The 24,704-nt window shown below is 67.0% G+C and carries 23 protein-coding genes; 8 read left to right on the top strand and 15 right to left on the bottom strand.

Features of this window, described 5'->3' with window-relative positions; genetic code table 11:
* The first annotated feature begins 155 nt into the window (after window positions 1-155).
* On the top strand, window positions 156-458 hold the full coding sequence (locus tag BSE24067_RS00615) for a DUF4148 domain-containing protein (RefSeq protein ID WP_151062779.1): 303 nt from the start codon (window positions 156-158) through the stop codon (window positions 456-458).
* A gap of 188 nt (window positions 459-646) precedes the next feature.
* Here the strand turns inward: BSE24067_RS00615 and BSE24067_RS00610 are convergent, their stop codons facing one another.
* From BSE24067_RS00610 to BSE24067_RS00580, 7 genes are all read right to left on the bottom strand, one after another.
* Window positions 647-1,852 carry a TauD/TfdA family dioxygenase gene (locus BSE24067_RS00610; protein ID WP_151062780.1) on the bottom strand — a complete coding sequence of 402 codons (1,206 nt, stop codon included), beginning with the start codon at window positions 1,850-1,852 and terminating at the stop codon, window positions 647-649.
* A gap of 22 nt (window positions 1,853-1,874) precedes the next feature.
* Window positions 1,875-2,831 carry an alpha/beta hydrolase gene (locus BSE24067_RS00605; RefSeq protein WP_151062781.1) on the bottom strand — a complete coding sequence of 319 codons (957 nt, stop codon included), beginning with the start codon at window positions 2,829-2,831 and terminating at the stop codon, window positions 1,875-1,877.
* A 52-nt stretch (window positions 2,832-2,883) separates the two neighbouring features.
* On the bottom strand, window positions 2,884-3,372 hold the full coding sequence (locus BSE24067_RS00600) for a thioesterase family protein (RefSeq protein WP_151062782.1): 489 nt from the start codon (window positions 3,370-3,372) through the stop codon (window positions 2,884-2,886).
* Window positions 3,373-3,378: 6 nt separating this feature from the next.
* Window positions 3,379-4,344 carry an L-carnitine dehydrogenase gene (locus tag BSE24067_RS00595; protein ID WP_151062783.1) on the bottom strand — a complete coding sequence of 322 codons (966 nt, stop codon included), beginning with the start codon at window positions 4,342-4,344 and terminating at the stop codon, window positions 3,379-3,381.
* A gap of 87 nt (window positions 4,345-4,431) precedes the next feature.
* Window positions 4,432-5,361, bottom strand: a complete 930-nt coding sequence (cdhC, locus tag BSE24067_RS00590; RefSeq protein ID WP_151062784.1) for a 3-dehydrocarnitine:acetyl-CoA trimethylamine transferase CdhC — start codon at window positions 5,359-5,361, stop codon at window positions 4,432-4,434.
* A 111-nt stretch (window positions 5,362-5,472) separates the two neighbouring features.
* Window positions 5,473-6,426: a choline ABC transporter substrate-binding protein gene (locus tag BSE24067_RS00585; protein ID WP_151062785.1), complete on the bottom strand. Its 954-nt coding sequence runs from the start codon at window positions 6,424-6,426 to the stop codon at window positions 5,473-5,475.
* A 320-nt stretch (window positions 6,427-6,746) separates the two neighbouring features.
* The gene (locus tag BSE24067_RS00580) at window positions 6,747-7,718 is read right to left on the bottom strand and encodes a LysR substrate-binding domain-containing protein (RefSeq protein WP_151062786.1); all 972 of its coding nucleotides are present in this window, start codon (window positions 7,716-7,718) and stop codon (window positions 6,747-6,749) included.
* Window positions 7,719-7,854: 136 nt separating this feature from the next.
* On the opposite strand from BSE24067_RS00580, the gene BSE24067_RS00575 reads away from it, so the two are divergent.
* Together BSE24067_RS00575 and BSE24067_RS00570 are read left to right on the top strand one after the other, a co-directional pair.
* Complete coding sequence (locus BSE24067_RS00575; RefSeq protein ID WP_151062787.1) at window positions 7,855-10,155, top strand: NADP-dependent malic enzyme; 2,301 nt, start codon at window positions 7,855-7,857, stop codon at window positions 10,153-10,155.
* Window positions 10,156-10,279: 124 nt separating this feature from the next.
* Window positions 10,280-11,005, top strand: a complete 726-nt coding sequence (locus tag BSE24067_RS00570) for a transporter substrate-binding domain-containing protein (RefSeq protein WP_151062831.1) — start codon at window positions 10,280-10,282, stop codon at window positions 11,003-11,005.
* A gap of 150 nt (window positions 11,006-11,155) precedes the next feature.
* On the opposite strand, the gene BSE24067_RS00565 is transcribed toward BSE24067_RS00570, so the two are convergent.
* Both BSE24067_RS00565 and BSE24067_RS00560 read right to left on the bottom strand, forming a co-directional pair.
* On the bottom strand, window positions 11,156-12,283 hold the full coding sequence (locus BSE24067_RS00565) for an aminotransferase class V-fold PLP-dependent enzyme (protein WP_151062788.1): 1,128 nt from the start codon (window positions 12,281-12,283) through the stop codon (window positions 11,156-11,158).
* Between the two features lie 163 nt (window positions 12,284-12,446).
* Window positions 12,447-13,364, bottom strand: coding sequence for a LysR family transcriptional regulator (locus BSE24067_RS00560; protein ID WP_151062789.1), 918 nt, complete (start codon window positions 13,362-13,364; stop codon window positions 12,447-12,449).
* 140 nt (window positions 13,365-13,504) lie between these two features.
* Between BSE24067_RS00560 and BSE24067_RS00555 the strand changes: the two genes are divergently transcribed.
* Both BSE24067_RS00555 and BSE24067_RS00550 read left to right on the top strand, forming a co-directional pair.
* A complete protein-coding gene (locus tag BSE24067_RS00555; protein ID WP_151062790.1) occupies window positions 13,505-14,269 on the top strand; it encodes an SDR family NAD(P)-dependent oxidoreductase in 765 nt (254 codons plus the stop codon).
* 154 nt (window positions 14,270-14,423) lie between these two features.
* Window positions 14,424-16,232: a SulP family inorganic anion transporter gene (locus BSE24067_RS00550; RefSeq protein WP_151062791.1), complete on the top strand. Its 1,809-nt coding sequence runs from the start codon at window positions 14,424-14,426 to the stop codon at window positions 16,230-16,232.
* A 13-nt stretch (window positions 16,233-16,245) separates the two neighbouring features.
* Here the strand turns inward: BSE24067_RS00550 and BSE24067_RS00545 are convergent, their stop codons facing one another.
* From BSE24067_RS00545 to BSE24067_RS00520, 6 genes are read right to left on the bottom strand one after another with little or no spacing between them, the layout of a single operon-like run.
* Window positions 16,246-16,704, bottom strand: coding sequence for a c-type cytochrome (locus BSE24067_RS00545; RefSeq protein ID WP_420883498.1), 459 nt, complete (start codon window positions 16,702-16,704; stop codon window positions 16,246-16,248).
* Between the two features lie 47 nt (window positions 16,705-16,751).
* Window positions 16,752-17,255: a c-type cytochrome gene (locus tag BSE24067_RS00540; RefSeq protein ID WP_151062793.1), complete on the bottom strand. Its 504-nt coding sequence runs from the start codon at window positions 17,253-17,255 to the stop codon at window positions 16,752-16,754.
* Window positions 17,252-17,797: a methylamine dehydrogenase light chain gene (locus BSE24067_RS00535; RefSeq protein ID WP_151062794.1), complete on the bottom strand. Its 546-nt coding sequence runs from the start codon at window positions 17,795-17,797 to the stop codon at window positions 17,252-17,254. The genes BSE24067_RS00540 and BSE24067_RS00535 overlap by 4 nt, the downstream gene beginning before the upstream one ends.
* Before the next feature lie 39 nt (window positions 17,798-17,836).
* Window positions 17,837-18,472, bottom strand: a complete 636-nt coding sequence (gene mauD / locus BSE24067_RS00530) for a methylamine dehydrogenase accessory protein MauD (protein WP_151062795.1) — start codon at window positions 18,470-18,472, stop codon at window positions 17,837-17,839.
* Window positions 18,469-19,023: a MauE/DoxX family redox-associated membrane protein gene (locus BSE24067_RS00525; protein ID WP_151062796.1), complete on the bottom strand. Its 555-nt coding sequence runs from the start codon at window positions 19,021-19,023 to the stop codon at window positions 18,469-18,471. Before BSE24067_RS00525 ends, mauD begins: the two co-directional genes overlap by 4 nt.
* A gap of 7 nt (window positions 19,024-19,030) precedes the next feature.
* Window positions 19,031-20,188: an amine dehydrogenase large subunit gene (locus BSE24067_RS00520; RefSeq protein WP_151062797.1), complete on the bottom strand. Its 1,158-nt coding sequence runs from the start codon at window positions 20,186-20,188 to the stop codon at window positions 19,031-19,033.
* 239 nt (window positions 20,189-20,427) lie between these two features.
* On the opposite strand from BSE24067_RS00520, the gene BSE24067_RS00515 reads away from it, so the two are divergent.
* From BSE24067_RS00515 to BSE24067_RS00505, 3 genes are all read left to right on the top strand, one after another.
* Window positions 20,428-21,390 (top strand): helix-turn-helix domain-containing protein, encoded by a 963-nt coding sequence (locus tag BSE24067_RS00515; RefSeq protein ID WP_151062798.1) that lies wholly within the window; start codon window positions 20,428-20,430, stop codon window positions 21,388-21,390.
* A gap of 129 nt (window positions 21,391-21,519) precedes the next feature.
* Entirely contained in the window at window positions 21,520-22,464 is a 945-nt protein-coding gene (locus tag BSE24067_RS00510) for a GlxA family transcriptional regulator (protein WP_151062799.1), read from the top strand.
* A gap of 488 nt (window positions 22,465-22,952) precedes the next feature.
* Window positions 22,953-24,671: a M36 family metallopeptidase gene (locus tag BSE24067_RS00505; protein ID WP_151062800.1), complete on the top strand. Its 1,719-nt coding sequence runs from the start codon at window positions 22,953-22,955 to the stop codon at window positions 24,669-24,671.
* Window positions 24,672-24,704 lie beyond the last annotated feature (33 nt).

Below are 24,704 nucleotides of genomic sequence, written 5' to 3'. Positions count from 1 at the left end.
TGATGAAAGCGTGATACGACGCACCACTGTTACCCGTCCGGAAACAATTTATCGTCAAAATCAGCGTTTACCCTCAACGGGCCGGTGACTAAGATTTAGTCAATCGCTGCAGACATGGTGTCGCAAGCGAACTCGATAAAACACCGGAGGTCATCATGAAATCGCTCGTTTCCGCAGTTGTTGCTGCTGCCGCCCTGTCCGCTTCGTTCGGCGCGTTCGCACAAAGCACCGTGACCCGCGCGCAAGTGCGCAACGAACTCGTTCAGCTCGAACAAGCCGGCTACAAGCCGGGCGTGTCGAGCCCGTACTACCCGAACGACATCCAGTCGGCGGAAGCGCGTGTTCATGGTGCCGACCCCAGCGGCTACGGCGCGCAACCGGCGCCGGTCGTTCACTCGGGCGCCCCGGCTGCCGCAACGTCGTCGAACGCACGCGACTCGGTCTTCTTCGGCCAGTAAGCCGACGCGCCCCCGGCGGGCGCACCGCGCATCGCGCGATCAAGCGGTATCCGGACGAGCCCGTCACGCGGGCTCGTCTTTTTTTTTGACACCCATACCTCCGCCGCCCGGCAGCGGGTGGCTTCGCCCGGCCGCGCTGCGCCCGGGCGCTTTTTCCCCTGCGAAAGCCGACTGGCGTACGCGGCCGCTCAGCGCGGCATCGCGGCCGCAGGCGCTGCAAGCTGGCCGCGCGACAGCACGCGCCAGCGCGACAGCAACTCATCGCGATCGACGTAGCAGCCCTGCAGATGCCGGCGGCCGGTCGACGGATCGAACTCGGTGCGCGCATGCAGCACGCGCCGGTTGTCGAACGCCCACATGTCGCCGGCACGCAGCCGTCGCTGCACGCGAAAACGCGGCTCGCGCGCGAGCGCGAGAAACCGCCGGTACGCGCGGTAGACGGCCGCGACCGATCCGGCCGGCGCATCGAGCGGCCCGCGCAGGAAGTTCGCGACCCGCACCTCCGTCACGTTGCCGCGCGCGTCGAGCCCGATCACCGGTGCCGAACAGCGGTAGTCGCTGGACGCGCTCTTGTTCCAGAACTCGAACGGTGTCGACGCAAGGTGCGCGAAATCGGCCGGATGTTCGCGCCGCAATGCATCGGCGAGCGCGAAACCGTCGAGGAAGATACTGTCGCCGCCCGTCGCGTCGTTCGCGAGGCAATGCAGGAACTGCACGCCGGGCTGCAACTCGCGCGTCGGCAGGTCGGTGTGCGGCGGCAGATTGAGCGACGTATAGGCATTGCTGTCGGGACGCGGCTTCGATTCGACGTCGAACAGCACGCCGAAATTGCTCTCGCGTATCAGGCCGACACGGCGCGCGATCTCGCCGACCCGCCCGCGCTCGGCGGGCACCCCTTCGACGAGCGTCAGGCCGGTGCGCTGCAATGCAGCGAGCCATGCGAACAACGCGCCGTCGTCCTCGATCACGTCGCGCCACGCGAACACGCCGATCGCCGTCGCATCGTCGCCGGTCCACACGTGCCGCGCGTGCGCCGCGTGGCGCTCCGCGCGCGACGTATCGTCGTATGCATGCGCGCGCAACCATCCTGGCGACCAGGTGCTGCGATGACCGTCGTTCCATTCGACGTGCAGCGCGCCGTCGGCTTCGACATGCGCGGCAGCGGCGCACAGATCCTCGCGCGCATCGGCGATCTCGAACACCTGTTCGCGCGTGAGCCCATGCACGCACGCCGAACACGCGCAGTTGTCGCGCAACCAGTCGAAGTGAAACGGCGATCGTCGCGCGTCGCTCCACTCGATGTCCACTGTTCCATCGCCGATCGCCGCCGCCGCGATGGCCGCGTCGGCGGAAAACGTCCGCCAGTCCTCGATACGCTGTTGCGCTGCCTGCATCGTTGCCTCCTGGAAATGCCCGCTACGCGTGCGGTGCGAGCAGAAACCCGCCGACCATCCGGTGCATCCGCGCAGCCTGCGGGCTCGTTCCGAGCGCGCGCCAGCAACCGTGCACCAGCCCCTTTCCCATCCAGTAACGCGCGGCACCGCCGGCCGCGAGAATCCGCTCGACATAGACGCGTGCATCGTCGCGCAGCGGATCGTGTTCCGCGCCGATCGCGAGCACCGGCGGCAGTCCGTCGAAGCGCGCCGCCGCGAGCGGCACCGACGCGCGCAGCAGCGGATCGCCGTTCAGCGCGGTTTCGTCCGCGCCGCCCCAGTACAACGCGCGATAGCGACGGACGTCGTCGAGCGTCAGCATCGGCGCATGCGCTTCCGTTTCGCGCGCCGGCGATTGCGGTTCGAAGCCGAGCATCGGATACACGAGCGCGATCCCGTCGATGCCGCGTTCGCCGGCATCGCGCAGCACCGTGGCAACGGCCGCCGCGAGGTTGCCGCCCGCGCTGTCGCCGGCGAGTGTCAGCGGTCGTGTGCATGCTTCGAACGGCCAGTGCGTAGCATCGCGCGCGGCGCGCGTGACGGCCACGCAATCGTCGAGCGCGGCCGGCGCGCGATGCTCGGGCGCGAGCCGGTAGTCGACAGCGGTCACGGCGAGCCCCGTGTCGGCCGCCAGTTGCGCGGTGATCAGCGCGTGACTGTCGAGCGAGCCGACGACGAAGCCGCCGCCATGAAAGAACAGCACGGTGCCGCGCGGCGCGGCGTGTGCCGGCGCATACCGCCGCAGCGCGATCGCGTGTCCGTCCGCCGCGTGCCACACCGCGTCGTGCCGCACGATGCCGGCGGGCAGTTCGTCAGGCGTCCATGCGGCCGCGAAGCGATCGTAGAGACGGCGCTGCTCGTCGAAAGGACGCGCCGCCGTATCGGCCGGATACACGGCGTCCACCGACGCGACGAACGCCGCGATTTCCGGTTCGAGCATCAGGTGCGCTCCGCGATCGACGGTTGAACGTTTGGCGTCGAACGTCGCCGCACTAACGGCGCGGCGGCAAGCCGATCTCGCGCCCCGCGTACGCGGGCGCCGCGCAATCGCGCTGCAACGCATGCAGTTCGGCCACGCGCACGGCGACGTCGTCATCGAACGGCGCCGATTTCGCGCCGTCGCGCGTGTCGACGTGCAACAGCATCTGCTCGCTCGCCGACACCGCGCCGTCATGCCCGTCCGCGAACAGTTCGAGGTAAAGATGCACGCGCTTCGCGTCGTGCGCGAGCACCCGCGCATCGACACGCACGCGCGTGCCTTCCTTGATCTCGTGCAGATAGTTCACGTGCGCCTCGAGCGTGTAGACCGAGCGGCCCCGCTCGCGGCGCGCCGCGTCGTCGAGACCGATGCGGTCCAGCAGCGCATCGGTCGCGAAGCTGAAGATCAGCAGATAGAACGCGTCGCGCAGGTGGCCGTTGTAGTCGACCCACTCGGGCCGTACGACGTCGCGGTAGATCGTCAGCGGGGTATCGCCGGTCATGTTCGTTCAGTCCTCGAATCGCATTCCGTGCCGCGCCTTCACTGCGGCGATCGCCTTCAGCACCTCGGTGATGCACTCGTCGCGATAGCGCTCGAGTTCCTTGATGCTGCGCGTGCCCTGCTGCTCGCTCGTGCCTTCGACGACGCTGTCGATCAGCGCGTCGGTCAGCTTCGGCGCGACCAGCTTCGTCCATGGCAGCTCGAGCGCGGGGCCGAACTGCTGCATGAAGTGTCGCATGCCCGCATCGCCGCCTGCGAGCGTATAGGTCAGGAACGTGCCCATGAACGACCAGCGGATGCCCGCGCCGAAACGGATCGCGTCGTCGATCTCGCCGGTCGTCGCGACGCCTTCGTTGACAAGATGCAGCGCCTCGCGCCACAACGCCTCGAGCAGCCGGTCGGCGATGAAGCCCGGCACCTCCTTGCGCACGTGCAGCGGCCGCATGCCGAGCTTGCGATAGATGTCCATCGTGGCTTCGACCGCTTCCGGCGACGTGCGCGCGCCGCCGAGCACCTCGACGAGCGGCAACAGGTAGACCGGATTGAACGGGTGGCCGACCACGCAGCGCTCCGGATGCGTCGCCCGCGCATAGAAGTCGGTGGGCAGCAGCCCCGACGTCGACGACGCGATGATCGCGTCCGGCTTCGCCGCGCGGCTGATCTGCTCGTGCAGTTCGAGCTTCAGCGCCTCGCGCTCGGGCGCGCTTTCCTGGATGAAATCCGCGTCGGCGACGCACGCTTCGATCGTGGATTCGAAGCGCAGCCGCGCGGGATCGGCGCCCGGCGCGAGGCCGACGCGCTCCAGCGCGGGCCACGCATTCGCGACGTTCGCGCGCAGCCGCGCTTCGGCGCCGGGCGCCGGGTCCCACACGACTACGTCGAGACCGTGCGCGAGCGCACGGCAAATCCATCCGCTGCCGATCACGCCGGTGCCGATCGCGGCGAACGTCTTGATGTCGGTCTTCACTGCCATATCAACGCATCCTTCCAATCGAGGAAAATCGGATCGCGGCCACGCTCGTGCGCGCCGCGATCATGAATCGGGATCGGCCGCCGCAACTCACGCGAATTCGGCCACCGCACGGCGTTCGAGCGGACGCTCGCCGCGCGCGGGCAGGCCGAGCTTGCGGCGGCCTTCGGCCGGTGTCAGCACGCGGCCGCCGAGCCGTTCGATGATTTCCCGCGCGCGCTCGACGAGCGTGCCGTTGGTCGCATGCACGCCGCGATCGAGCCAGATGTTGTCTTCGAGGCCAACGCGCACGTGACCGCCGAGCAGCATCGCCTGCGCGACCATCGGCATCTGCATCCGGCCGATCCCAAAGCCGGCCCAGTGCGCGCCCGGCGGCAGGTTGTCGACCATCGCCTTCATCGTGCCGGTGTCGGCCGGCGCGCCCCACGGAATGCCGAGGCACAGCTGGAACAGCGGTGGATCGTCGAGCAGCCCTTCCTTCAACAGTTGCTTCGCGAACCACAGATGGCCCGTGTCGAAGATCTCCAGCTCCGGCTTCACGCCGAGTTCCTGGATACGCTTCGCGCCGGCGCGCAGTTGCGCGGGCGTCGACACGTAGATGTAGTCGCCGTCGCCGAAATTCAGCGTGCCGCAATCGAGCGTGCAGATTTCAGGCAGCAGTTCCTCGACGTGCACGAGGCGCGTGAGGCCGCCGACGAGATCGGTGCCCTTGCCGAAGCGCATCGGGTCTTCGCCCGGGCCGATTTCCAGATCGCCGCCCATGCCGGCCGTCAGGTTGATGATCACGTCGACGTCGGCCGAGCGAATGCGATCGACGACTTCGCGGTACAGGTTCGGATCGCGGCTGCCGCGGCCCGTCTGCGGATCGCGCACGTGGCAATGCGCGACCGTCGCACCGGCCTTCGCGGCCTCGATCGCCGCGGCCGCGATTTCCTTCGGCGTGACCGGAATCGCCGGATGCTTGCCGACCGTATCGCCCGCGCCAGTGACCGCGCAGGTGATGATGACTTCGTTGTTCATGCTGGGAGCCCTCGCTCGATTCGTGCTTGATGCGATTTACATCGCCCGATTTCCGTCGTACTGCAGATGATTCGTCGCCGAGCGCCGCATGCTCGCGGCGCTCACGGGCCGTTACAGGCCGAGATAGGCCTTCACGGCCGGCAGCCCGTCCTTGCCGTCGAAGGTCTTGACGCCGGCGAGCCACGCATCGAGCACCTGCGGATTCTTCTTCAGGTATGCCTTCGCCGCGTCGGCGGGCTTCGTCTTGTTCATCACCGACTGCATCAGCTGGTTCTCGAGCTGCGTCGTGAAGCGCAGGTTCTCGACCAGCTTGCCCGCGTTCGGACAGCGCGAGATGAAGTCGGGCGCCGTCAGCGTGTACACGCGCGCTTCGCCGTAGTTCGGACCGAACGCCGCGTCGCCGCCGGACAGGTAGTTCATGCTGATCTGGATGTTCATCGGATGCGGTTCCCAGCCGAGGAACACGACCCACTTCTTCTCGCGGATCGCGCGCTCGACGGTCACGAGCATCCCTGCCTCGCTCGACTCGACCAGCTTGAAGCCGCCGAGCCCGTACTGATTCGTGTCGATCATCTTCTGGATCGTCGCGTTCGCGCTGCTGCCCGGCTCGATCCCGTAGATCTTGCCGTCGAGTTCCGCGCGGTGTTTCGCGATGTCGTCGAAGGTCTTCAGGCCGGCCTGGTATTCGTAGCTCGGCACCGCAAGCGTCGCCTTCGCGCCCGACAGGTTCGGCGGCTCGACGACGTTGATCGACTTGCTGTCGAGGAACGGCTGCAGCTGTTTCTGCTGCACCGGCCACCAGTAGCCGAGCGACACGTCGAGCTGCTTGCTCTTCAGCCCGGCGAACGAGATCGGCACCGACGCGATCGTCGTCGTCGGCTTGTAGCCGAGCCCCTCGAATACCGTCGACGCGAGCGCCGTCGTCGACGTGATGTCGGTCCAGCCGATGTCCGCGAAACGCACGTTGCGGCAGGTCGCGGCATCCGTTTCGGCCTGCGCCGCGGTCGTGAATGCGCCGGTCGCCAGCACGGCCGCGACGAGTGCGGCGATCTTTGTCGACTTCATGGTTTCTCCCCTTCGGTTGGACCGATGTCCGACGGGTTCGCGGAGTGCGTCCCGGCCTGCATCGTGGAAGTAAAAGTAACGAGCCATATTGGCCGCAAGACGACCGCCGGCGACCAATTCTTGACTATTTGCGACTATGAGTGGAAACCACTACAGGCGAGCTTCGTCTTGCGTGGCGCGGGTTCCGGCCGGATTTTGGCGAAGACGGGTTTGTCCGGATGCGGCGTCGGGGCTGCAAGAGGACGCGCCGCGGCGGGGCGCCGTTCGCGCGGCCGCGATGCGGCTGCCGGCCACGCGGATTCGGACCGGTTCGCGATGCGTTACCGCGGCACTTCGACGTAGGTTTCGCGGCAGATCTCGCGCAGCGCCTGGACGAGCAGATCGCGCGTCGGCGCATGCGATTCGGCGGAGCGCGTGAACAGCGCGATCGGCGGCAGCGTCCACACCAGCGAGTAAGGGACGATCGCGACGCCGGCGATGCGCACCATTTCTTCCGCGATATCGGCGGGCACGATCGACACCGCGTCGTCGCTCGACGCAATCATTTCGCCGATCAGCTTCGACGAGTAGCTCTCGACGATCGGCACCGGCGGCGCGATGCCCGCCGACAGGAACAGGTCGGTCACCTGCTCGCGCATCGGCGTATGCGGCGCGCCGAGGATCCAGTCGAGCGCACGCAGCTTCTCCCAGTCGAGCCTCGTGCGCGCCAGTTTCGCCGCGAGGCGCCGGCTCGCGATCATCCGCGGCTGCTGCTGGTACAGCACTTCGAACGACACCTGTCCGAGATCGACCGCCGACGACGCGCGCCCGATCACCAGGTCGACGCTGTGGTCCTTCAGCTGCAGCAGCAACTGGTCGCTCGTGCCTTCGTGGATCGTCACCGTCAGGCGCCGCTCCATCCGGGATTGCAAGCGCTTCAGCGCCGCCGACAGCATCTGGCCCGAAATGAACGGAATCACGCCGATATGCAGGTGCGCCGCATGGCCGGCCGAGACTGCCTCCATCTCGCGAGCGAGATGGTCGAGGTCCTTCAGCATCGCCCTGGCCCGCTCGAGCACGACCGAGCCGAGCGCGGTCGGCCGCATCCCGCGCGACGAGCGCTCGAACAGCGGCGTGCCGAACATGCTTTCCAGTTCCGACAGCGCGTTCGTCACGGCCGGCTGGCTGCTGGCCATGTGCTCGGCGACCCGCGTCAGCGACCCGTGCTGCTGGATCTGCAGCAGCAGCATCAGGTGGCGCATCTTCAGGCGCGCGCCAAGGCGCCTCACCACATCGTTCGCGTCGAAAGTCATTGCCGGACGGCGACACCATCATGAAAAAGTGATGGACCGATATTAAAACAGAATCATCTCCTTATGGCTGATCCCTAGAATCACCTCCATGGATCGCGTCGGGGCTGGCCTGACGCGCACGCCCGGACCGAAAAACATGAAACAGACAGAGACCCAGCAGCAGGCCGCGTACGACTATCACGAGTTTCCGACCCCGGGGAAAATCTCCGTCGTCGCCAGCAAGCCGCTCGTGACGCAGCGCGATCTCGCGCTGGCCTACACGCCGGGCGTCGCGAGCGTCTGCGAGTCGATCGCGGCCGAACCGCTGAACGCGCACCGCTTCACGAGCCGCGGGAATCTGGTGGGCGTCATCACCAACGGCACCGCGGTGCTGGGTCTGGGCAACATCGGCGCGCTCGCGTCGAAGCCGGTCATGGAAGGCAAGGCCGTGCTGTTCAAGAAATTCGCCGGCATCGACGTGTTCGACATCGAGATCAACGAGACCGACCCGGACAAGCTCGTCGACATCATCGCCGGCCTCGAGCCGACGTTCGGCGGGATCAATCTCGAGGACATCAAGGCGCCGGAATGCTTCACCGTCGAGCGCAAGCTGCGCGAGCGCATGAAGATTCCCGTGTTCCACGACGACCAGCACGGCACCGCGATCACCGTCGCCGCCGCGTTCATCAACGGGCTGAAGGTGGTCGGCAAGTCGATCGAGGAAGTGAAGGTGGTCACGTCGGGCGCCGGCGCAGCCGCGCTCGCGTGCCTGGATCTGCTCGTCGACCTCGGGCTGCCCGTCGCGAACATCTGGGCGACGGACATCGAAGGCGTCGTCTATCGCGGCCGCACCACGCTGATGGACCCGGCCAAGGAGCGCTTCGCGCAGGCAACAGATGCGCGCACGCTCGCCGACGTGATCGGCGGCGCCGATGTGTTCCTCGGGCTGTCCGTCGGCGGCATTCTGAAACCGGAGATGCTGAAGGCGATGGCCGCGCGGCCGCTGATTCTCGCGCTCGCGAACCCGACGCCGGAGATCTTCCCCGAACTCGCGCATGCGACGCGCGACGACGTCGTGATCGCCACCGGCCGCTCGGATTTCCCGAACCAGGTCAACAACGTGCTGTGCTTCCCGTACATCTTCCGCGGCGCGCTGGACGTGGGCGCCACGACGATCACGCGCGAAATGGAAATCGCCGCGGTTCACGCGATCGCGGGCCTCGCGCAGGAAGAGCAGAACGACATCGTCGCGGCGGCCTATGGCGGCGACGAAGTGTCGTTCGGTCCGCAATACCTGATTCCGAAGCCGTTCGATCCGCGCCTGATCGTGCGTATCGCGCCGGCCGTCGCCAAGGCGGCGATCGAAGGCGGCGTGGCGACGCGTCCGCTCGCGGATCTCGACGCGTATGTCGAGCAGCTGCAGCAGTTCGTCTACCACTCCGGCGCGTTCATGAAGCCGCTGTTCGCGACCGCGCGCCAGCTCGTGCGCGACGGCGGCAAGGCGCGCATCGTGTTCACCGAAGGCGAGGACGAGCGCGTGCTGCGCGCGGTGCAGGTGATCGTCGACGAGAAGCTCGCGCGTCCGATCCTGGTTGGCCGTCCCGAGGTGCTGCTCGCGCGGATCGAGCGATTCGGGCTGCGGCTGCGCCTCGGTCAGGACGTCGAGGTGACGAATCCGGAATATGACGAGCGCTTCCCGCAATACTGGACCACGTATTGGGAACTGCGCTGCCGCGACGGGATTTCGAAGGAGATGGCGCGCGTCGAAATGCGCCGTCGCCTGACGCTGATCGGCGCGATGATGGTGCGGCTCGGCGATGCGGACGGGATGATCTGCGGGACGGTGGGCGAATATCACAATCACCTGCGCTTCGTCGACGAAGTGATCGGCAGGAAGCCCGATGCATCGACGTACGCGGCGATGAATATCCTGCTGCTCAATCAGCGGACGGTCGCGCTCGTGGATACGCACGTGAACGACAACCCGGATGCCGAGCAGATCGCCGAATTCACGATCGCGGCCGCGCGGCAGATGGAATGGCTGAACCTGACGCCGAAGGCTGCGCTGCTGTCGCGGTCGAATTTCGGATCGGGCAGCGCGGCGTCGGGCCCGAAGATGCGCAGGGCGCTCGAGATCATTCGTGCGCACGCGCCGGATATCGAAGCCGACGGCGAGATGCACGGCGACTGTGCGCTCGATGAAGCGCTGCGTGCGCGGCTGCTGCCGATGTCGCCGCTGAAGGGCGCGGCGAACCTGCTCGTATGTCCGAACGTCGATGCGGGGAACATCGCTTACAACTTGCTGAAGACGGAAGCCGGCAGCAACGTTGCGGTCGGGCCGTTCCTGCTGGGCGTCAATGCGCCGGTGAACATCCTCACGTCGAGCGCGACCGTGCGGCGGATCGTGAACATGACGGCGTTGACCGTGATCGAAGCGAACCGGAACGCGGCGGGTTGAGTGCAGTCGATGTCATCGCGTGATGGGGGCCGGCCGCGGCCGGCCCTGCCCTGCGAGTGAAGTATTAGAATCGTCGGCAATCGGCGCCCGACTCGGCGGCCGTCCCTATCCGCGAGAAGAAGCGATGAAGGTCACGATTGCATACCTCGACGAACCGCCATTCGGATGGACGGAACCGGATGGCACGGCAACCGGCGCCGACCTCGACCTCGCCGGCGAGATCCTTCGGGCGATCGGTGTCACGCGGATCGAACATCACCTGACGACGTTCAGTGAACTGCTGCCGGGTGTCGCCGCGGGCCGCTGGGACATGAACGTTCCGCTCTTCGTTACGCCGGAACGCGCGGCCATGGTCGCGTTCAGCGTACCCGTGTGGGGAATCGCGGACGGCTTTCTCGTTCGTGCCGGCAACCCCAGGCAACTCACCGGCTATGCGTCGCTTGCCGCGCGTCCCGACGCACGTCTTGGCATCGTTACCGGACAGGTACAGCACGACTCGGCGAAAGCCGCGGGCGTGAGCGAGCATCAGATCACCCTGTTCGACCGGCAAGCCGATGCGATCGAAGCGGTGCGCGCCGGCACGGTCGACGCGTACGCCAGTACTGCGCTCGGCATCCGGATCGTGGCGAAGCAGGCCGGCGGCGCATTGCTCGAGGCGGTCGCGCACGAACCGGCAGCGGGCCGGATACAACGGCCGCCGTTGGGCGCCTTCTCGTTCAGTCGACAAAACAGCGCGTTGCTCGATGCGGTCAACCGGCAACTGCGCTCGTATCTGGGCTCGCCCGAGCATCGCGCCCGCATGGCCGCTTTCGGATTGAGCAGTGCCGAAATCGATCCTGCTCTACGCTGAAACGGTGCGGCGACGATGAGCATCGGTCTGGATTTCGTTCGACTGCGTTCCTCGCCGCGGCATTCTGTAAACGCGGCGCATCGCGTGATGCGTGATCGGATCGATCCCGTCACGTCCCGCGCCGCAATGCGCGCTTGAACCGACGCCCCGCTACAGCACCCGCTCCAGAGCACTCGCGAACCGCGCAACCGCGGCATCGACATCGTGCAATTTGTCGAGACCGAACAAGCCGATCCGGAACGTCTTGAAATCCGCAGGCTCGTCGCATTGCAACGGCACGCCGGCCGCGATCTGCATGCCGACATCGGCGAACTTCTTGCCCGACCGGATATCGTCATCGTCGGTATAGCAAACGACGACGCCCGGCGCCTCGAAGCCTTCGGCCGCGACGCTCCGGAACCCCTTCGCCGCGAGCAACGCACGAATCCGCGTGCCGAGCTCGAGCTGCTCCGCCCTCACCTTGTCGAAGCCGTACGCTTGCGTTTCGTCGATCACGTCGCGCAGCGTCGCGAGACTGTCGGTGGGCATCGTCGCGTGATACGCGAACCCGCCGTTTTCGTACGCTTCCATGATCTGCAGCCATTTGCGCAGATCGCACGCGAAACTGGTGCTCGTCGTCGCATCGATCCGCTCGCGGGCGAGCGCACCGAGCATCACCAGCGCACAGCCGGGCGACGCGCTCCAGCCTTTCTGCGGCGCGCTGATCAGCACGTCGACGCCGCTCGCCTCCATGTCGACCCAGATCGTGCCGGATGCGATGCAGTCGAGCACGAACATGCCGCCGACCGCATGCACGGCGTCGGCGACCGCACGCAAATACGCGTCGGGCAGCATCATTCCCGACGCGGTTTCGACGTGCGGCGCAAACACGAGATCCGGCTTGTGCTCGCGAATCGCCGCGACGACTTCCTCGATCGGCGCCGGCGCAAACGCGGCCTGCCTGCCCGCTTCGACCGGACGCGCCTTCAGCACGATCGACTCGGACGGAATGCCGCCCATGTCGAAAATCTGCGACCAGCGGAAGCTGAACCAGCCGTTGCGGATGACGACGCACTTCCTGTTGGTCGCGAACTGCCGCGCCACGGCTTCCATGCCGAACGTCCCGCTGCCCGGGACGATGGCGACCGCCTTCGCGTTGTAGACCTTCTTCAGCGCAGCGGAAATGTCGCGCATCACGCGCTGGAAGCGCTGCGACATGTGATTGATCGACCGGTCGGTGTACACGACCGAGTATTCGAGAAGCCCGTCGCGGTCGACATCGGGAAGTAATCCTGGCACGTTCGCCTCCGGTAAAAGACATGGGATGAGCGCGAGCGGTATTCATGAGCGGATGCCGCCGCGCCAATGCAACGCTTCTTTCCTCTGATAGACGAACGATTCTAACGAAAGCGACCTGCTGCCGGGGATTCGGATGTGCCGCGCGGCTCGCTGCACCCGCCGCTCACTTCGGCCATCGCCAGACCGGATCGGACAAGTGTTCGGCGAAGTAGTCGGACAGCGCGGCAACCTTCGCCGGACGCGCACGCGCGGAAGGCGTGACGAAGTAGAGGCCGCCCTTGGTCAGCGACCAGTCGGTCAGGATCGCTTCGAGGCGGCCATCGGCCAGATATTCGCCCGCGATGAATTCCGGAAGCTCGCCGATCGCAAGACCGTCGAGCAGCGTCGGCAGCAACGCATCGGCGTTCGTCACGCGCAGCGGGCCATTCGGCATGATCGGCTCTTCGTCGCCCGCGTCGTTCGTGAAGCGCCACACGTCGCTATGCGCACGATACGCGTACGACAGGCACGGCCGCCCGGCCAACTCACGCGGATGCGCGGGCCGCCCTTCGCGCTTCAGATACGCGGGCGACGCCACCACGTATTGCGTCACCGCACACAAGCGCCGGGCGACCAGCGACGAATCGGGCAGCGCGGCGATCCGCAGGGCCGCATCGAAACCGTCCGCGATCAGGTCGACCGACGCATCCGACAGATGCAGGTCGATCGACACTTCCGGATACGCGTGAAAAAACGCGGGCAACAGCGGCGCGACCCAGCGCAACCCGAACGACATCGGCACGGCGAGACGCACGAGCCCGCGCGGCTGCACGGCCATCTCGCGCGCGGCGCTCTCCGCCTCTTCGGCATGGCGATACATGTCGCCGGCCTTTTCGCTGAGGGTTCTGCCGAACTCGGTGAGCGCGAGCTGGCGCGATGTCCGGTTGAAGAGCCGCCCGCCCAGGCGGTCTTCCAGACGGGCGACGCCGCGCGAAACCGTCGCGACCGATACGCCCATCGACCGTGCCGCAGCCGCAAACGATCCTTCCTCGGCGACCTTCGCGAACATTGCCAGCCCTTCGAAGTCAGGCAACCTGGCCATTTCCCCTCATCTTTGCATTTATGCAACGTTAGCTTGCAATCAATTCTATTTCGAAACCAGGGACGCGTCGATATTCTCCCTACATCGGAGCACGTAACACGAACCTCCGTCCCCACTTACCGAACCAAAGGAGCAGCACCATGGCACGCAAGCTCGACAACAAGATCGCACTCGTCACCGGCGGCACCAGCGGGATCGGCCTCGCCACCGCACAGCGTTTCGCGGCGGAAGGCGCACACGTCTACGTCACCGGCCGCCGCCAGGCCGAACTCGATGCCGCGGTCAAGTCGATCAGCGAAGCGGGCGGCAGCGCGGCCGGCGTTCGCGTCGACTCCACGAAGCTCGCGGAACTCGACGCGCTGTATGCGCAGATCAACGAAGAACGCGGCCGCCTCGACGTGCTGTTCGCGAACGCCGGCGGCGGTTCGATGCTGCCGTTCGGCAGCATCACGGAAGAGCATTTCGACGACACGTTCAATCGCAACGTGAAGGGTGCGCTGTTCACCGTGCAAAAGGCGCTGCCGCTGCTCGCCGACGGCGCATCGGTGATCCTCACCGGTTCGACGGCCGGCAGTTCGGGCACCGCCGCATTCAGCGTGTACTCGGCGTCGAAGGCCGCGGTGCGCGCGTTCGCACGCAACTGGATTCTCGACCTCAAGGAACGCCGGATCCGCGTGAACACGATCAGCCCGGGCGCGACCCGCACGCCGGGCCTGCTCGACCTCGCCGGTCAGGACGCCGCGCAACGGCAAGGGCTGGCCGATTACCTGGCTTCGCTGATTCCGATGGGGCGCCTCGGGGAACCGGAAGAGATTGCAGGTGCGGCGCTGTTCCTCGCGTCGGACGATGCGAGCTTCGTGAACGGCATCGAGCTGTTCGTCGACGGTGGCCAGCAGCAGATCTGAACGAGTGCAACGCGCGCCGGGCCCGCTCGAGACCGGCGCGTCGACACGCCACGTCGTGATGCCGGGCTTGCGCTCCGGCGACACGGGAACCTAATCTTTAGCGATACGGGCGGACGTCGCGAACGATTCCGCCCGGGTTCCCTGACGTCCCGCGATGAACATCAAACGCCGTGCCCGCCAGCACACGGCCCGCCCGATCCGCAAGCCCGATGCCGGCCCGCTGCGGTGGATCAACGGACTCGCCGTGGCGCGCGCCTATCGATGGTCGTGGCTGCCGCACGATCTGCTTGCCGGCGTCACGCTCAGCGCCGTGCTCGTGCCCGCCGGCATGGCATATGCGAACGCAGCCGGCCTGCCCGCCGTCAGCGGCCTCTATGCGTCGTTTGCCGCGATGCTCGCGTATGCGATCTTCGGCCCCAGCCGCATCCTCGTTCTCGGCCCCGACTCCGCACTCGTCGCGCTGATCGCCGCAAGCATCGTTCCGCTTGCTCACGGCGATGCGGCGCGTGCGCTGGCCCTGGCCGGCGCGCTTGCGATACTGACCGGCGCGATCTGCATCGCGGTCGGCGCGCTCCGGCTCGGATTCGTCACCGAGCTGCTGTCGCTGCCCATCCGCTACGGCTTTCTGAACGGCATCATGCTGACGATCGGCATTGGACAGCTACCCAAGCTCCTCGGATACAAAGGCAAAGGAGAATCGTTCGTCGAGCAGGTGCGCGACGTGGTCGACGGCATCGCGGCGGCGCGCGTAAACGCGACGTCGTTCGCGCTCGGTGTCGCCGCGCTCGCGCTGATACTCGCGTGCAAGCGGCTCTGGCCGAAAGCGCCGGGCGTGCTGCTCGCCGTAGCGGGCGCGACGGCGGTGGTGATGGGGTTCGGCTTGTCGACGCGCGCCGGCGTCGCAACCGTCGGTGCCGTCCCGCAAGGGCTGCCGGTGCCGCGCATACCGGACGTGAGCCTCGACGACTGGCTGCATCTCGCGGGGAGCGCAGCGGCGATCGCGCTCGTTTCGTTCACGGACATCAGCGTGCTGTCTCGCACCTACGAGCTGCGCAACGACACCAGCGTGGACCGCAATCACGAATGCATCGCGCTCGGGCTGTCGAATCTCGCCGCCGGGCTGGTGCAAGGATTCGCCGTGAGCGCGAGCGGCTCCCGCACGCCTGTCGCGGAAGCCGCGGGCGCGAAGACGCAGGCGACGGGCGTGGCGGCCGCCGCCGTCGTCGCCGCGCTGCTGATGTTCGCGCCGCGCGCGCTTGCGCATACGCCGCAATCCGCGCTGGCCGCCGTCGTGATCGCGGCATGCGTGAACATGATCGAGGTGCGCGGGGTCGTGCGGCTTTACCGGCTTCGCAAGAGCGAGTTCGTGCTGGCAGTCGTGTGCTTCGCCGGCGTTGCGGCGCTCGGGGTCGTGAACGGCATTGCGCTCGCGCTGCTGCTCACCGTGCTGTCGTTTCTATGGCGCGCGTGGCGGCCGTACGATGCCGTGCTCGGGCGGGTCGACGGCAGGAAGGGATATCACGACGTGTCGCGCCATCCGGACGCGCGGCGCGTGCCGGGGCTCGTGCTGCTGCGTTGGGATGCGCCGCTCTTTTTCGCGAACGGCGAAATCTTTCGCGAACGCGTGCTGCGCGCGGTCGACGAGTCGCCCGAGCCGGCACGCTGGATCGTGATCGCGGCGGAGCCCGTGACCGACATCGACCTCACGGCTGCCGACGTGCTCGAACGGCTGCACCGCGAACTCGCCGTGCGGCAGATCAAGCTGGCTTTCGCCGAGCTGAAAGGCCCCGTCAAGGACAGCCTCGAGCATTACGGCATGTACAGCATGTTCGGTGACGACAACTTCTTTCCGACGATCGGCGAAGCGGTAAGCCGTTATGTCGAAATACACCGGATCGAATGGCACGACTGGGAAGACTCCGGCGGATCGGGGCGCTCCGCTGCTCCGAGCGCCGGCCGTTGATCCGCGACGTGGATCAGTAGCGATCGGACACACCGCCGATTCCGCGCTCGTGCAGTTCGCGCACGAGCCTTGCACGCACCGTCGCGACATCCGAATACGCGGGCCGTCGGTGCGCGGCGACTTCGGCCGCCGTATAAGGCTTGAAATCGCGCGGCAGCGCATCCCGATTCGTCGTCGCGAGCAGCCAGTTCAGTACGTCGGCGAGATCCTGATCCGACAGCGCCGAGTTGGACGCGCCGGGCACGCGCATCACGTACTCGCGACCGGCCGGCAGATGCGTGAAATAACCGAGCGAGTTCGCGAGCGGCGGCACCTTGCCCGGAATGCCGCCGCCCGTCGCCGTGTGACAGCCCATGCAGTTGAGTACCCAGTGCTGTCGCGCGAGCGTGGCGTCCGCCGCGCCGTCGGCATGCGCGGGGACGGCGATCGCACATATGGCGGCGGCGAGCAGCGGCGACAGCCAGCCCGTCACGAAAGAACCGATCCGGCGCACGCCACGCCGCCGAATGCCGGCCGCATTCACAGCCCCAGCCCCTTCGTCACGATCGCCCGTTGCGCATGAACGGCCGTGCCGTCCATCTGCGTCGCGCGCGCCGCGCGAATGTCGGCTGCCGTGAACGGCTTCGCGTCGCCGTGCGTGTCGTTGAGATCGAACACGACGTAGTTGAGCACGCTCGCGATGTCGTCGTCGCTCGCGCTCGCGAACGACGGCATCTTGAAGTTGTAGCGCTTGCCGTGCACGTCGATCTCGCCGAACATCCCGTGCAACAGCGTCGCGACGAGTTGCGCGCGCCCCGCGTCGGCCGTCGCGTACCGGCCCGGATACTCGGTCAGCGGCGGCGCGAGGCCGTCCTGCCCCTTGCCGCCCGCCTGGTGGCACACCGCGCACTGCGCGTCGAACAGGCTCTTGCCCGCCGGGTAATGAACGGCCTGCTGCGCGCCGGCCGCGCCCGGCAGCATCACGAACCCCGCCGCCGCGGCCATGCACGCGGCCACGAACTTTCCAGCCTGCTTCACTTTCATTGCTTTGCCGCTCCCAGAAGGACCGAAACCGAACAGTGGTAATTCGAATTGCCGTTCGCCATGCACCAGTTGATGTCGTTGTTCAGCGACAGCTTGTACAGCGGCTTCTCGCGCTCGTTGCGATTGCAGAAGCACTTGCCGCACGACGTCTTGCCGCAGCAGTCGTTGTACGACACGATGTAGTCGGACCCGTCGTGCGGATTGCGGCAGGTGCCGATCCACGTGATCGGCGACGGCGTCGTGCCCGGCGGGCAGCTGCTCGACGTACCGCCGCAGCAACTGCAGAGCCACCCGTCGATCGCGCAGTATTTCCAGTAGTCGCAGCTCGTCGGATCGTCGCTCGCGCCCGCTGCGGCCGCACCGGATGCCGCCGATGCGCCGGACGCCGCGTCGGCCGCATACGCGGTGCGATCGACGGGTAACAGCGGCAGCATCGCCGATCCGACCAGCACCTTGCCGAGCTTCGCCATCGCGCTGCGCCGCGAACTATGCTGCGCGACGCCGCGCGCCGAGCGTTCGAACCATGAATCAAACAGGCTCATTCCGTTGTTCTCCGTTGACGTTGCAGGAAGGTCGGCCGATCACGCGTGCTGCGCGTGCTGCCGATGGCCGCCGTGGTCGTGATCGCCGTGCACGAACTGCTGCAGCGATGCGACGCCACGCTCTTTCGCTTCGAACAGGCTCTCGAGATGCTCGCGCGTGTTGACGAGCCCTTTCGCGCGCACGGTGCCGGTTTCGTCGAGCAGCACCGCGTACGGCAGCTTGCCGATCTGGTACGCGAGGCCCAGCTCCTGCGACAGCACGTACGGGAAGCGTGCGAGATCGTGCTTGTGCGCGAAGCGCGCGTGTTCGGCGAGATCGCCGTCGCTCGCGAGCACGATGTTCACCCGCGTCGACTCACTCGCCTGCAGCGACGGCAACAGCGGCAGCAGCTTCTTGCAGACCGGGCACGTCGGCGACAGGAAGAACAGCAGCGTCGCGTTGCCCGACGCATCGATGCCGCCGACCTTCACGTGCGAACCGCGAATGTCCGTCAGCTCGAACATCGGCGCGATCGCGCCGACCGCCGGGCCCTTGTCGATCATCAATGCGCCGGCCGGCATGATGCGTTCGTACAGGATGCCGATCTGGCGGACGAGCGCGACGCAGATCGCGCCGAGCGCGAGCACGGCCACCCACAGCAATGCGGTGGAAACGGTAAGAGCGGTTTGCATCATGAATTCCTCAAGTGGGAAAGGCGCGGTACGTTGGCGAGCAGCACGTCGACGATGAGCAGCGCGCACACGATCAGCAGCACGGAAGAGAACAGCGTCAGGTAGTCGAACCACACGACCGTGCGTGCGCCCGGCTCGACGAACGCGGTCGCGGTCAGCGCGACGAGCAGCAACACGCGCGCGACATGCAGCCAGCCGATGCCGCGCGGCGCATCCGCACGCGAAGCGGCAAATCCGGAACAGCCGCAGTCGATGTCGGTGTGTCCGCGTGCGATGTTGATCGTCATGCCGGCAGCGAACACGAGCAGCAGCGCGATCAGGCCGAGCGCGCCGGCCATGCGCGTATCGGGAAACAGCAGCACCGCGGCGCAAGCCGCTTCCGCGAGCGGAAGCGCGAATGCGACGGGCGCGGCGATCGCGTCGGGCAGCAGGCGATAGCCGGCGAGCGCGTCGCGAAATGCGGCCGGCCGGCGCATCTTCGCGAACGCACCGAGCAACACGACGACGGCCGCGCCTGCCTGCGCGCTGGTGGCGAATACGGGATCAAGTGTCATCGCGGCCTCACGGATTCACGAGCAGCGTCGGCGTACTGCCGATCTGCTTCTCGACGTGCTGCAACTTGCCGGTGCGCGCGTCCATCACGACGAGATCGGATGTGCCCGTCAGCCCGTAGAACAGCGGCTTGTCGTCGTCGCTGACCTGGATCGACACGAGCGGATCGATCTTCTGCTGCGCGAGATCCCAGCGCGCGACGCGCTGTTTCGTCTTCAGGTCGTACACCCACACCTGCGTGCCCGGATCCTTGTGCGTACCGTCGCCGCCCTTGTGCATCAGCACGTAGTAGCGGTTCTGCTTCGCGTGCACGGCCGTCTGCTGCATGCCGCCCGGACGCCAGCCTTCGGCGCGCTCCGCATCGTTCAGCAGCGGCCACGGCTTGCCGAACGCCGGCTCGCCGCCGCTGAAATCGGCGCTGCGCACGTTGCCGTGGTACGTCGTGAACAGATAGCCGCCGTGGTAGCGCGACGCGTTGATGAAGGCCGGATCGTTGTCGACGTCGATGAAGGCATCGGACATCGTGCGCTTGACCTCCTTGCCGTTCGCGTCCAGCGTCACGGTGAGCGCCTTGCCGCTTTCGCACAGCGCGGTGAAGCGGTCGTTCCCCGACGGGTACGCGAGCACGCACGCCGCGGTGTCGATCTCCGACAGCACCTGCTTCGACACCGCGTCGATCACCGTCACCGACGCGGCCGGCGTGATGTTCGCGACGTACAGCCGCTTGCCGTCCGAACTGAACGCGGTGTTGTACGGCGACGGCACATGCTGCCCGTGCTTCGCCGGAATCACGATCTCGCCGGTGTGATCGAGCGTTGCGTTGTCAGTCATCTCGACGACGTCGGTGCGCGCGCCGTGCGAGCCGCGCGAGAAATACGTCGTCGCGATGAAGCTCGTCTTGTGGTCGGGCGAGATCGCGAGGCCGGGCGCGAAGCCGCCGTCGATCTGGCCGAGCAGTTTCCTCGCGGCGGCGTCGTACACGTAGATGCGTCCGTCGGTCATCGTCGGCATCGCGATGTCGACGACGTACACCTCGTGCGGATGCCACGGCGGCATCTTCTGCACGACGAGTTCCTCGGGCTTTTCCGTCGCGCACGCGCTGCGGGCCCACGCCGCCGCGAACGCCAGCATCGCCGCGCAAACCGCGGTGCGTCGCGTTGTTCTCATGTCGCCTCCAGTGGGATTCACGTAATGTGAAGCGACTGTAGTTCGACAAAAAATCCGGCCAGCGCCCGGACCGGCAACGCGTGCGTGCCGATTCGGGATATTGGAAAACCGGCTGAAAGGCGCCCGGTGCGCCTGCCATCCGCCCGTCGAAAACCCGCGGACGAATGGCGCTCTTCCGTATTGCACCGACCACGCGGCCGGTTTAATCTTGCGCGGTCCGAACGATCGCCGGAGGCGCCGTGCTCGTGTTTCATCAGATGTTCGACGACGCAGACCGGCATGCCGAGGCGCTGCGCGGCTGGGATCAGCGTTACGACCAGATCGGCTGCGGCTCGTATCGCAGCGCGGTCAAGCACGTCGAACTCGACGGCGTACAGCTGTTCCAGGAGGCGGCGAACGTGCGCGTCATCCAGCGCGGACGCCTGCCGGCCGGCCATACGGTGTTCGGAATGCCGCTCACCGGCGCCGGTACGTTCGCGTTCGGCGATGCGCGCGTCGGGCACGGCACGATCGTGATGGCGCGCGGCGGCTCGCCTTTCGAACTCCATTCACCGGACGACATGTCGCTGATCGGCGTGGTCGTCGATCACGAGCTGTCGCAGCAGATCGAGGATGCCGCCGACGCGCGGTTCGACGAACGCGCGCTGCGGCGCGGCGTCGTCGACGTGCCGGCGGCCGCGTGCGAACGCGCGAGCGTGCAACTTGCGACGCTGCTCGAACGCGTGCTGTCGGCGCCCGATGCGTTCGTCACGCCACGCGCGCAGTCCGAACTGCGCGGCAAAGTCGGCAACGTGCTCGTCGATCTGCTCACGTACCGGATGCCGGAGCCGCCGAACCGGCTCACGCATGCGTGCCATGCCGACATCGTGCGCCGCGTGCACGACTACGTGATCGAACATCCGGAAGCGCCCGTCGACATCCTGAGCCTGTGCACGCAATTGCGCGTGAGCCGGCGCACGATGCAGAACAGTTTTCAGTCGGTCGTGCAGACCAATCCGCTGAGCTACACGCGCTCGCTGCGCCTCGCGCAGGTGCGGCGCCTGCTGCTCGACACGCGGCAGTCGGACCTGCCGGTCGGCGAGGCGGCCGCGCGCTGGGGCTTCGTCCATCTCGGCCATTTCGCGAACGCGTACAAGGCGCAGTTCGGCGAACTGCCGTCGACGACGGCGCGCCGGACGTTGCGCACCGCAAAAACGCGCTGAGCGCCGGCAAAACCGCGATAATCCGGTGCTGAACGCGCGGCTCCGTCGAGCCGGCCCGGCGCCCGCGCGTCGGCCCGTCCGCCGCACCGCGCGCGACGCGACACCCACCCGATTCCACCCCACGCTCCGATGGCTGAGGATTTTCATTTCCTGTTGTTGCCCGGCTTCTCCGCACTCGGCTTCATGTCCGCGGTCGAGCCGCTGCGCGTCGCGAACCGGTTCCGCACGGAGCTGTACCGCTGGCACGTGATCAGCGCGGACGGCGCGCCCGTCGCCGCGAGCAACGGCATCCCGGTCGCGGCCGAAGCCGCATACGCGGACGTCGAACAGGTCGAGACGGTGTTCGTCGTCGCGGGCTTCGATCCGCTCGTGTACTACGACCGCGCGCTCGCCGACTGGCTGCGCCGCCAGAATCGGCATCGCGCGACGCTCGGCGGCATCGACACCGGCAGCTTCGTGCTCGCGGAAGCCGGGCTGTTCGACGCATCGCAAACGCTGACGCTGCACTGGGAGGCGCTCGCCGCGTTCCGCGAACGCTACCCGGGCCTGAACGCGACGCAGGAACTGTTCGAGATCGACGACCGGCGCATCACGTGCGCGGGCGGCACCGCGTCGATCGACATGATGCTCGACCTGATCGGCCGGCGGCACGGCGCCGATCTCGCGGCGGCGATCTCCGAGCAGTTCGTGGTGAGCCGCATCCGGCAGCGCTCGGACAGCCAGCGTCTCGAGATCGCCGCGCGCTATGGCGTGCACAACCGCAAGCTGATCCAGGTGATCGGCACGATGCAGCGGCACATGGAGACGCCGCTCGGCTCCGACGCGCTCGCGCAAGAGGTTTCGATCACGCGCCGCCAGCTCGAACGGCTCTTCAGCGCGACGCTGAACGACACGCCGACGCACTTCTATCTGAACCTGCGGCTCGACCGCGCGCGCGAACTGCTGCAGCAGACTGACATGAGCATCACGTCGGTGTGCGTCGCGTGCGGCTTCGAATCGCCGTCGCATTTCTCGCGCACCTATCGCGCGCGTTTCGGCGTGAGCCCGCGCAGCGACCGGCGCGCGACGCGCTGAACCATGACGCCATTGCGTACAATCCGGCGCGTTATTGCGCGCGCCGGCCGCGTTTCCCGCCATTCGCCGGTCAATACTGGCGATCGTCCGGTGGACCGAAGCAGCCTTCGAAAATAATTTGCAAAGTCGCCGAAAATATTCTGTAACATACGTCGCAATTACATAGGCAGCCCTAAAGGAGATGAGAGCCCGGGCCGACGCACGTCGCGCCGCGCAGGCTGCCGAATCGAAATCAATGCCGATCCGAGGGGTATGACATGACGATGCTCGCTTCGCCGTCGCCGCACCTGCCTGCCGTTCGCTTCCCCGCTGCACTTTCCGCCTCGCCTTCCCGATTCGTTTCGACCTGACGATTAGTCGTCCTTAGTCCGTCGACGCTCCCAGCACCGCTTCGCCGCACCGGTTCCATCTAACCGGCGCGCGGGCCGTGTCGTGCCCGCTCGCCACGAGCGCGCGGGCGTGTCCAACCGTTGAGATGAGGATCACGTATGCAGACATCACGTAAAGCAATGCCGCTCGCGCTGGGTCTCGCGCTCGGTTTCGGCATCGTCGGCGGCAGCGCGGCCGATACCAAGGTCGCGAATCCGCAGGCCGCGAGCCTGCGCGAGAGCCTGACGCGCGGCGTCGAGCCGGCGCCGGCCGCAGCCAGGACCGATACCGCCGCGGGCCAGTTCCGCGCGGACGGCGTCGCCGTCACGCTGTACAACCCCGCCTATCGCGCGAAGAAGGCTACTGCCACGCCCGCCGCCACGGCGCGCGATTTCGTCGCGTCGCAGGCCGCGCAGCTCGGGCTCGACGCGGCCGCGCTCGCGAGCCTCGCCGTGACGTCGGAGCGCAGCGACGCCGAGTTCACCGTCGTGCGCTTTCAGCAGCAGGCCGCCGGACTGCCGGTGTACGGCAGCGACATCGCGGTGACGGTCGCGAAGGACGGCCGCATCCTGTACGTCGCGAGCAACACGATCAACGGCGTGGTCGCGACCACGCGCAAGGCGCAGGCCGTCGACCAGCAGCAGGCGCGCGACCGCGCACGCTCGTATCTTGGCGTGAGCGGCTTCACGAGCGTCGATGCAAAGCTCGTCGCGTTCGTCGACAAGGCCGGCACGCATACCGCATGGAAGGTGCGCGGCCGCCCGCAGGACGGCCCGAAGGGCGACTGGGAACTGCTGATCGACGCGGACAGCGGCGAGGTGCTGCGCGCCGAGGACAAGGCGCTCTACGCGACGGACGGCACCGGTTTCGTGTTCCGCCCGGATCCGTTGTCGCCGACGAAAAGCAGCTACGGCAGCACCGGCTACAAGGACAACAACGACGCCGACTCGACGCAGCTCACGGCCGCGCGCGTGCGCGTGACGCTGAAGGATCTCGCGCAGTCGAACGCGCGCTACGTGCTGTCGGGCCCGTATGCGTCGTGCGTCGATTTCGACGCGCCGCGCGACAACGCATGTCCGTCACAGGCAACGCCCACGTTCGAATTCACACGCGGCAACCTGTATTTCGAGGCGGTGAACACGTACTACCACATCGACACGTTCCTGCGGTACGTGAACCAGACGCTCGGTATCAACGCAATGCCGTACCAGTACACGGGCGGCGTGCAGTACGACCCGCACGGCGAATCGGGCGACGACAACTCGTCGTATTCGTCGAGCACCGGCCGGCTGACCTTCGGCCAGGGCGGCGTGGACGATGCGGAAGACGCGGATGTCGTGATCCACGAACTCGGCCACGGGATCCACGACTGGGTGACGAATGGCGGCCTGTCGCAACAGGAAGGGCTGTCGGAAGGCACCGGCGACTATCTGGCCGCCGCGTACAGCCGCGACTTCAACCAGTGGAGCCCGGCCGACGCGCAGTATTACTGGGTCTACAACTGGGACGGCCACAACGAATACTGGGGCGGCCGCGTGACGAACTGGAACGTCGGGCGCACGTATGCGCAAGCACGCGGCGCGGAGATTCATACGGCCGGCCAGTACTGGGCGTCGTGCAATCTCGTCGCGCGCGACGCGATCGGCGCGCAGGCAATGGACAAGGCGTTCCTCAAAGGGCTGTCGATGACGAACAGCTCGACGAATCAGAAAGCCGCCGCTCAGGCGGTGCTGACGGCCGCCGCCGCGCTCGGCTACAGCAGTGCGCAGCTCACCGCGATCGGCAACGCATACAACAAGAGCTGCACGTACGGCGTGACCGTGCCGCAGAAGTCGTAACGCGCGAGCAGGCGGAGGGCGAGTCGCGCGATG

Origin of the sequence: Burkholderia latens (genome assembly GCF_902499045.1) — a bacterium.
Lineage (GTDB): Bacteria > Pseudomonadota > Gammaproteobacteria > Burkholderiales > Burkholderiaceae > Burkholderia > Burkholderia latens.
This window is presented reverse-complemented; position numbering and strand designations above follow the sequence as displayed.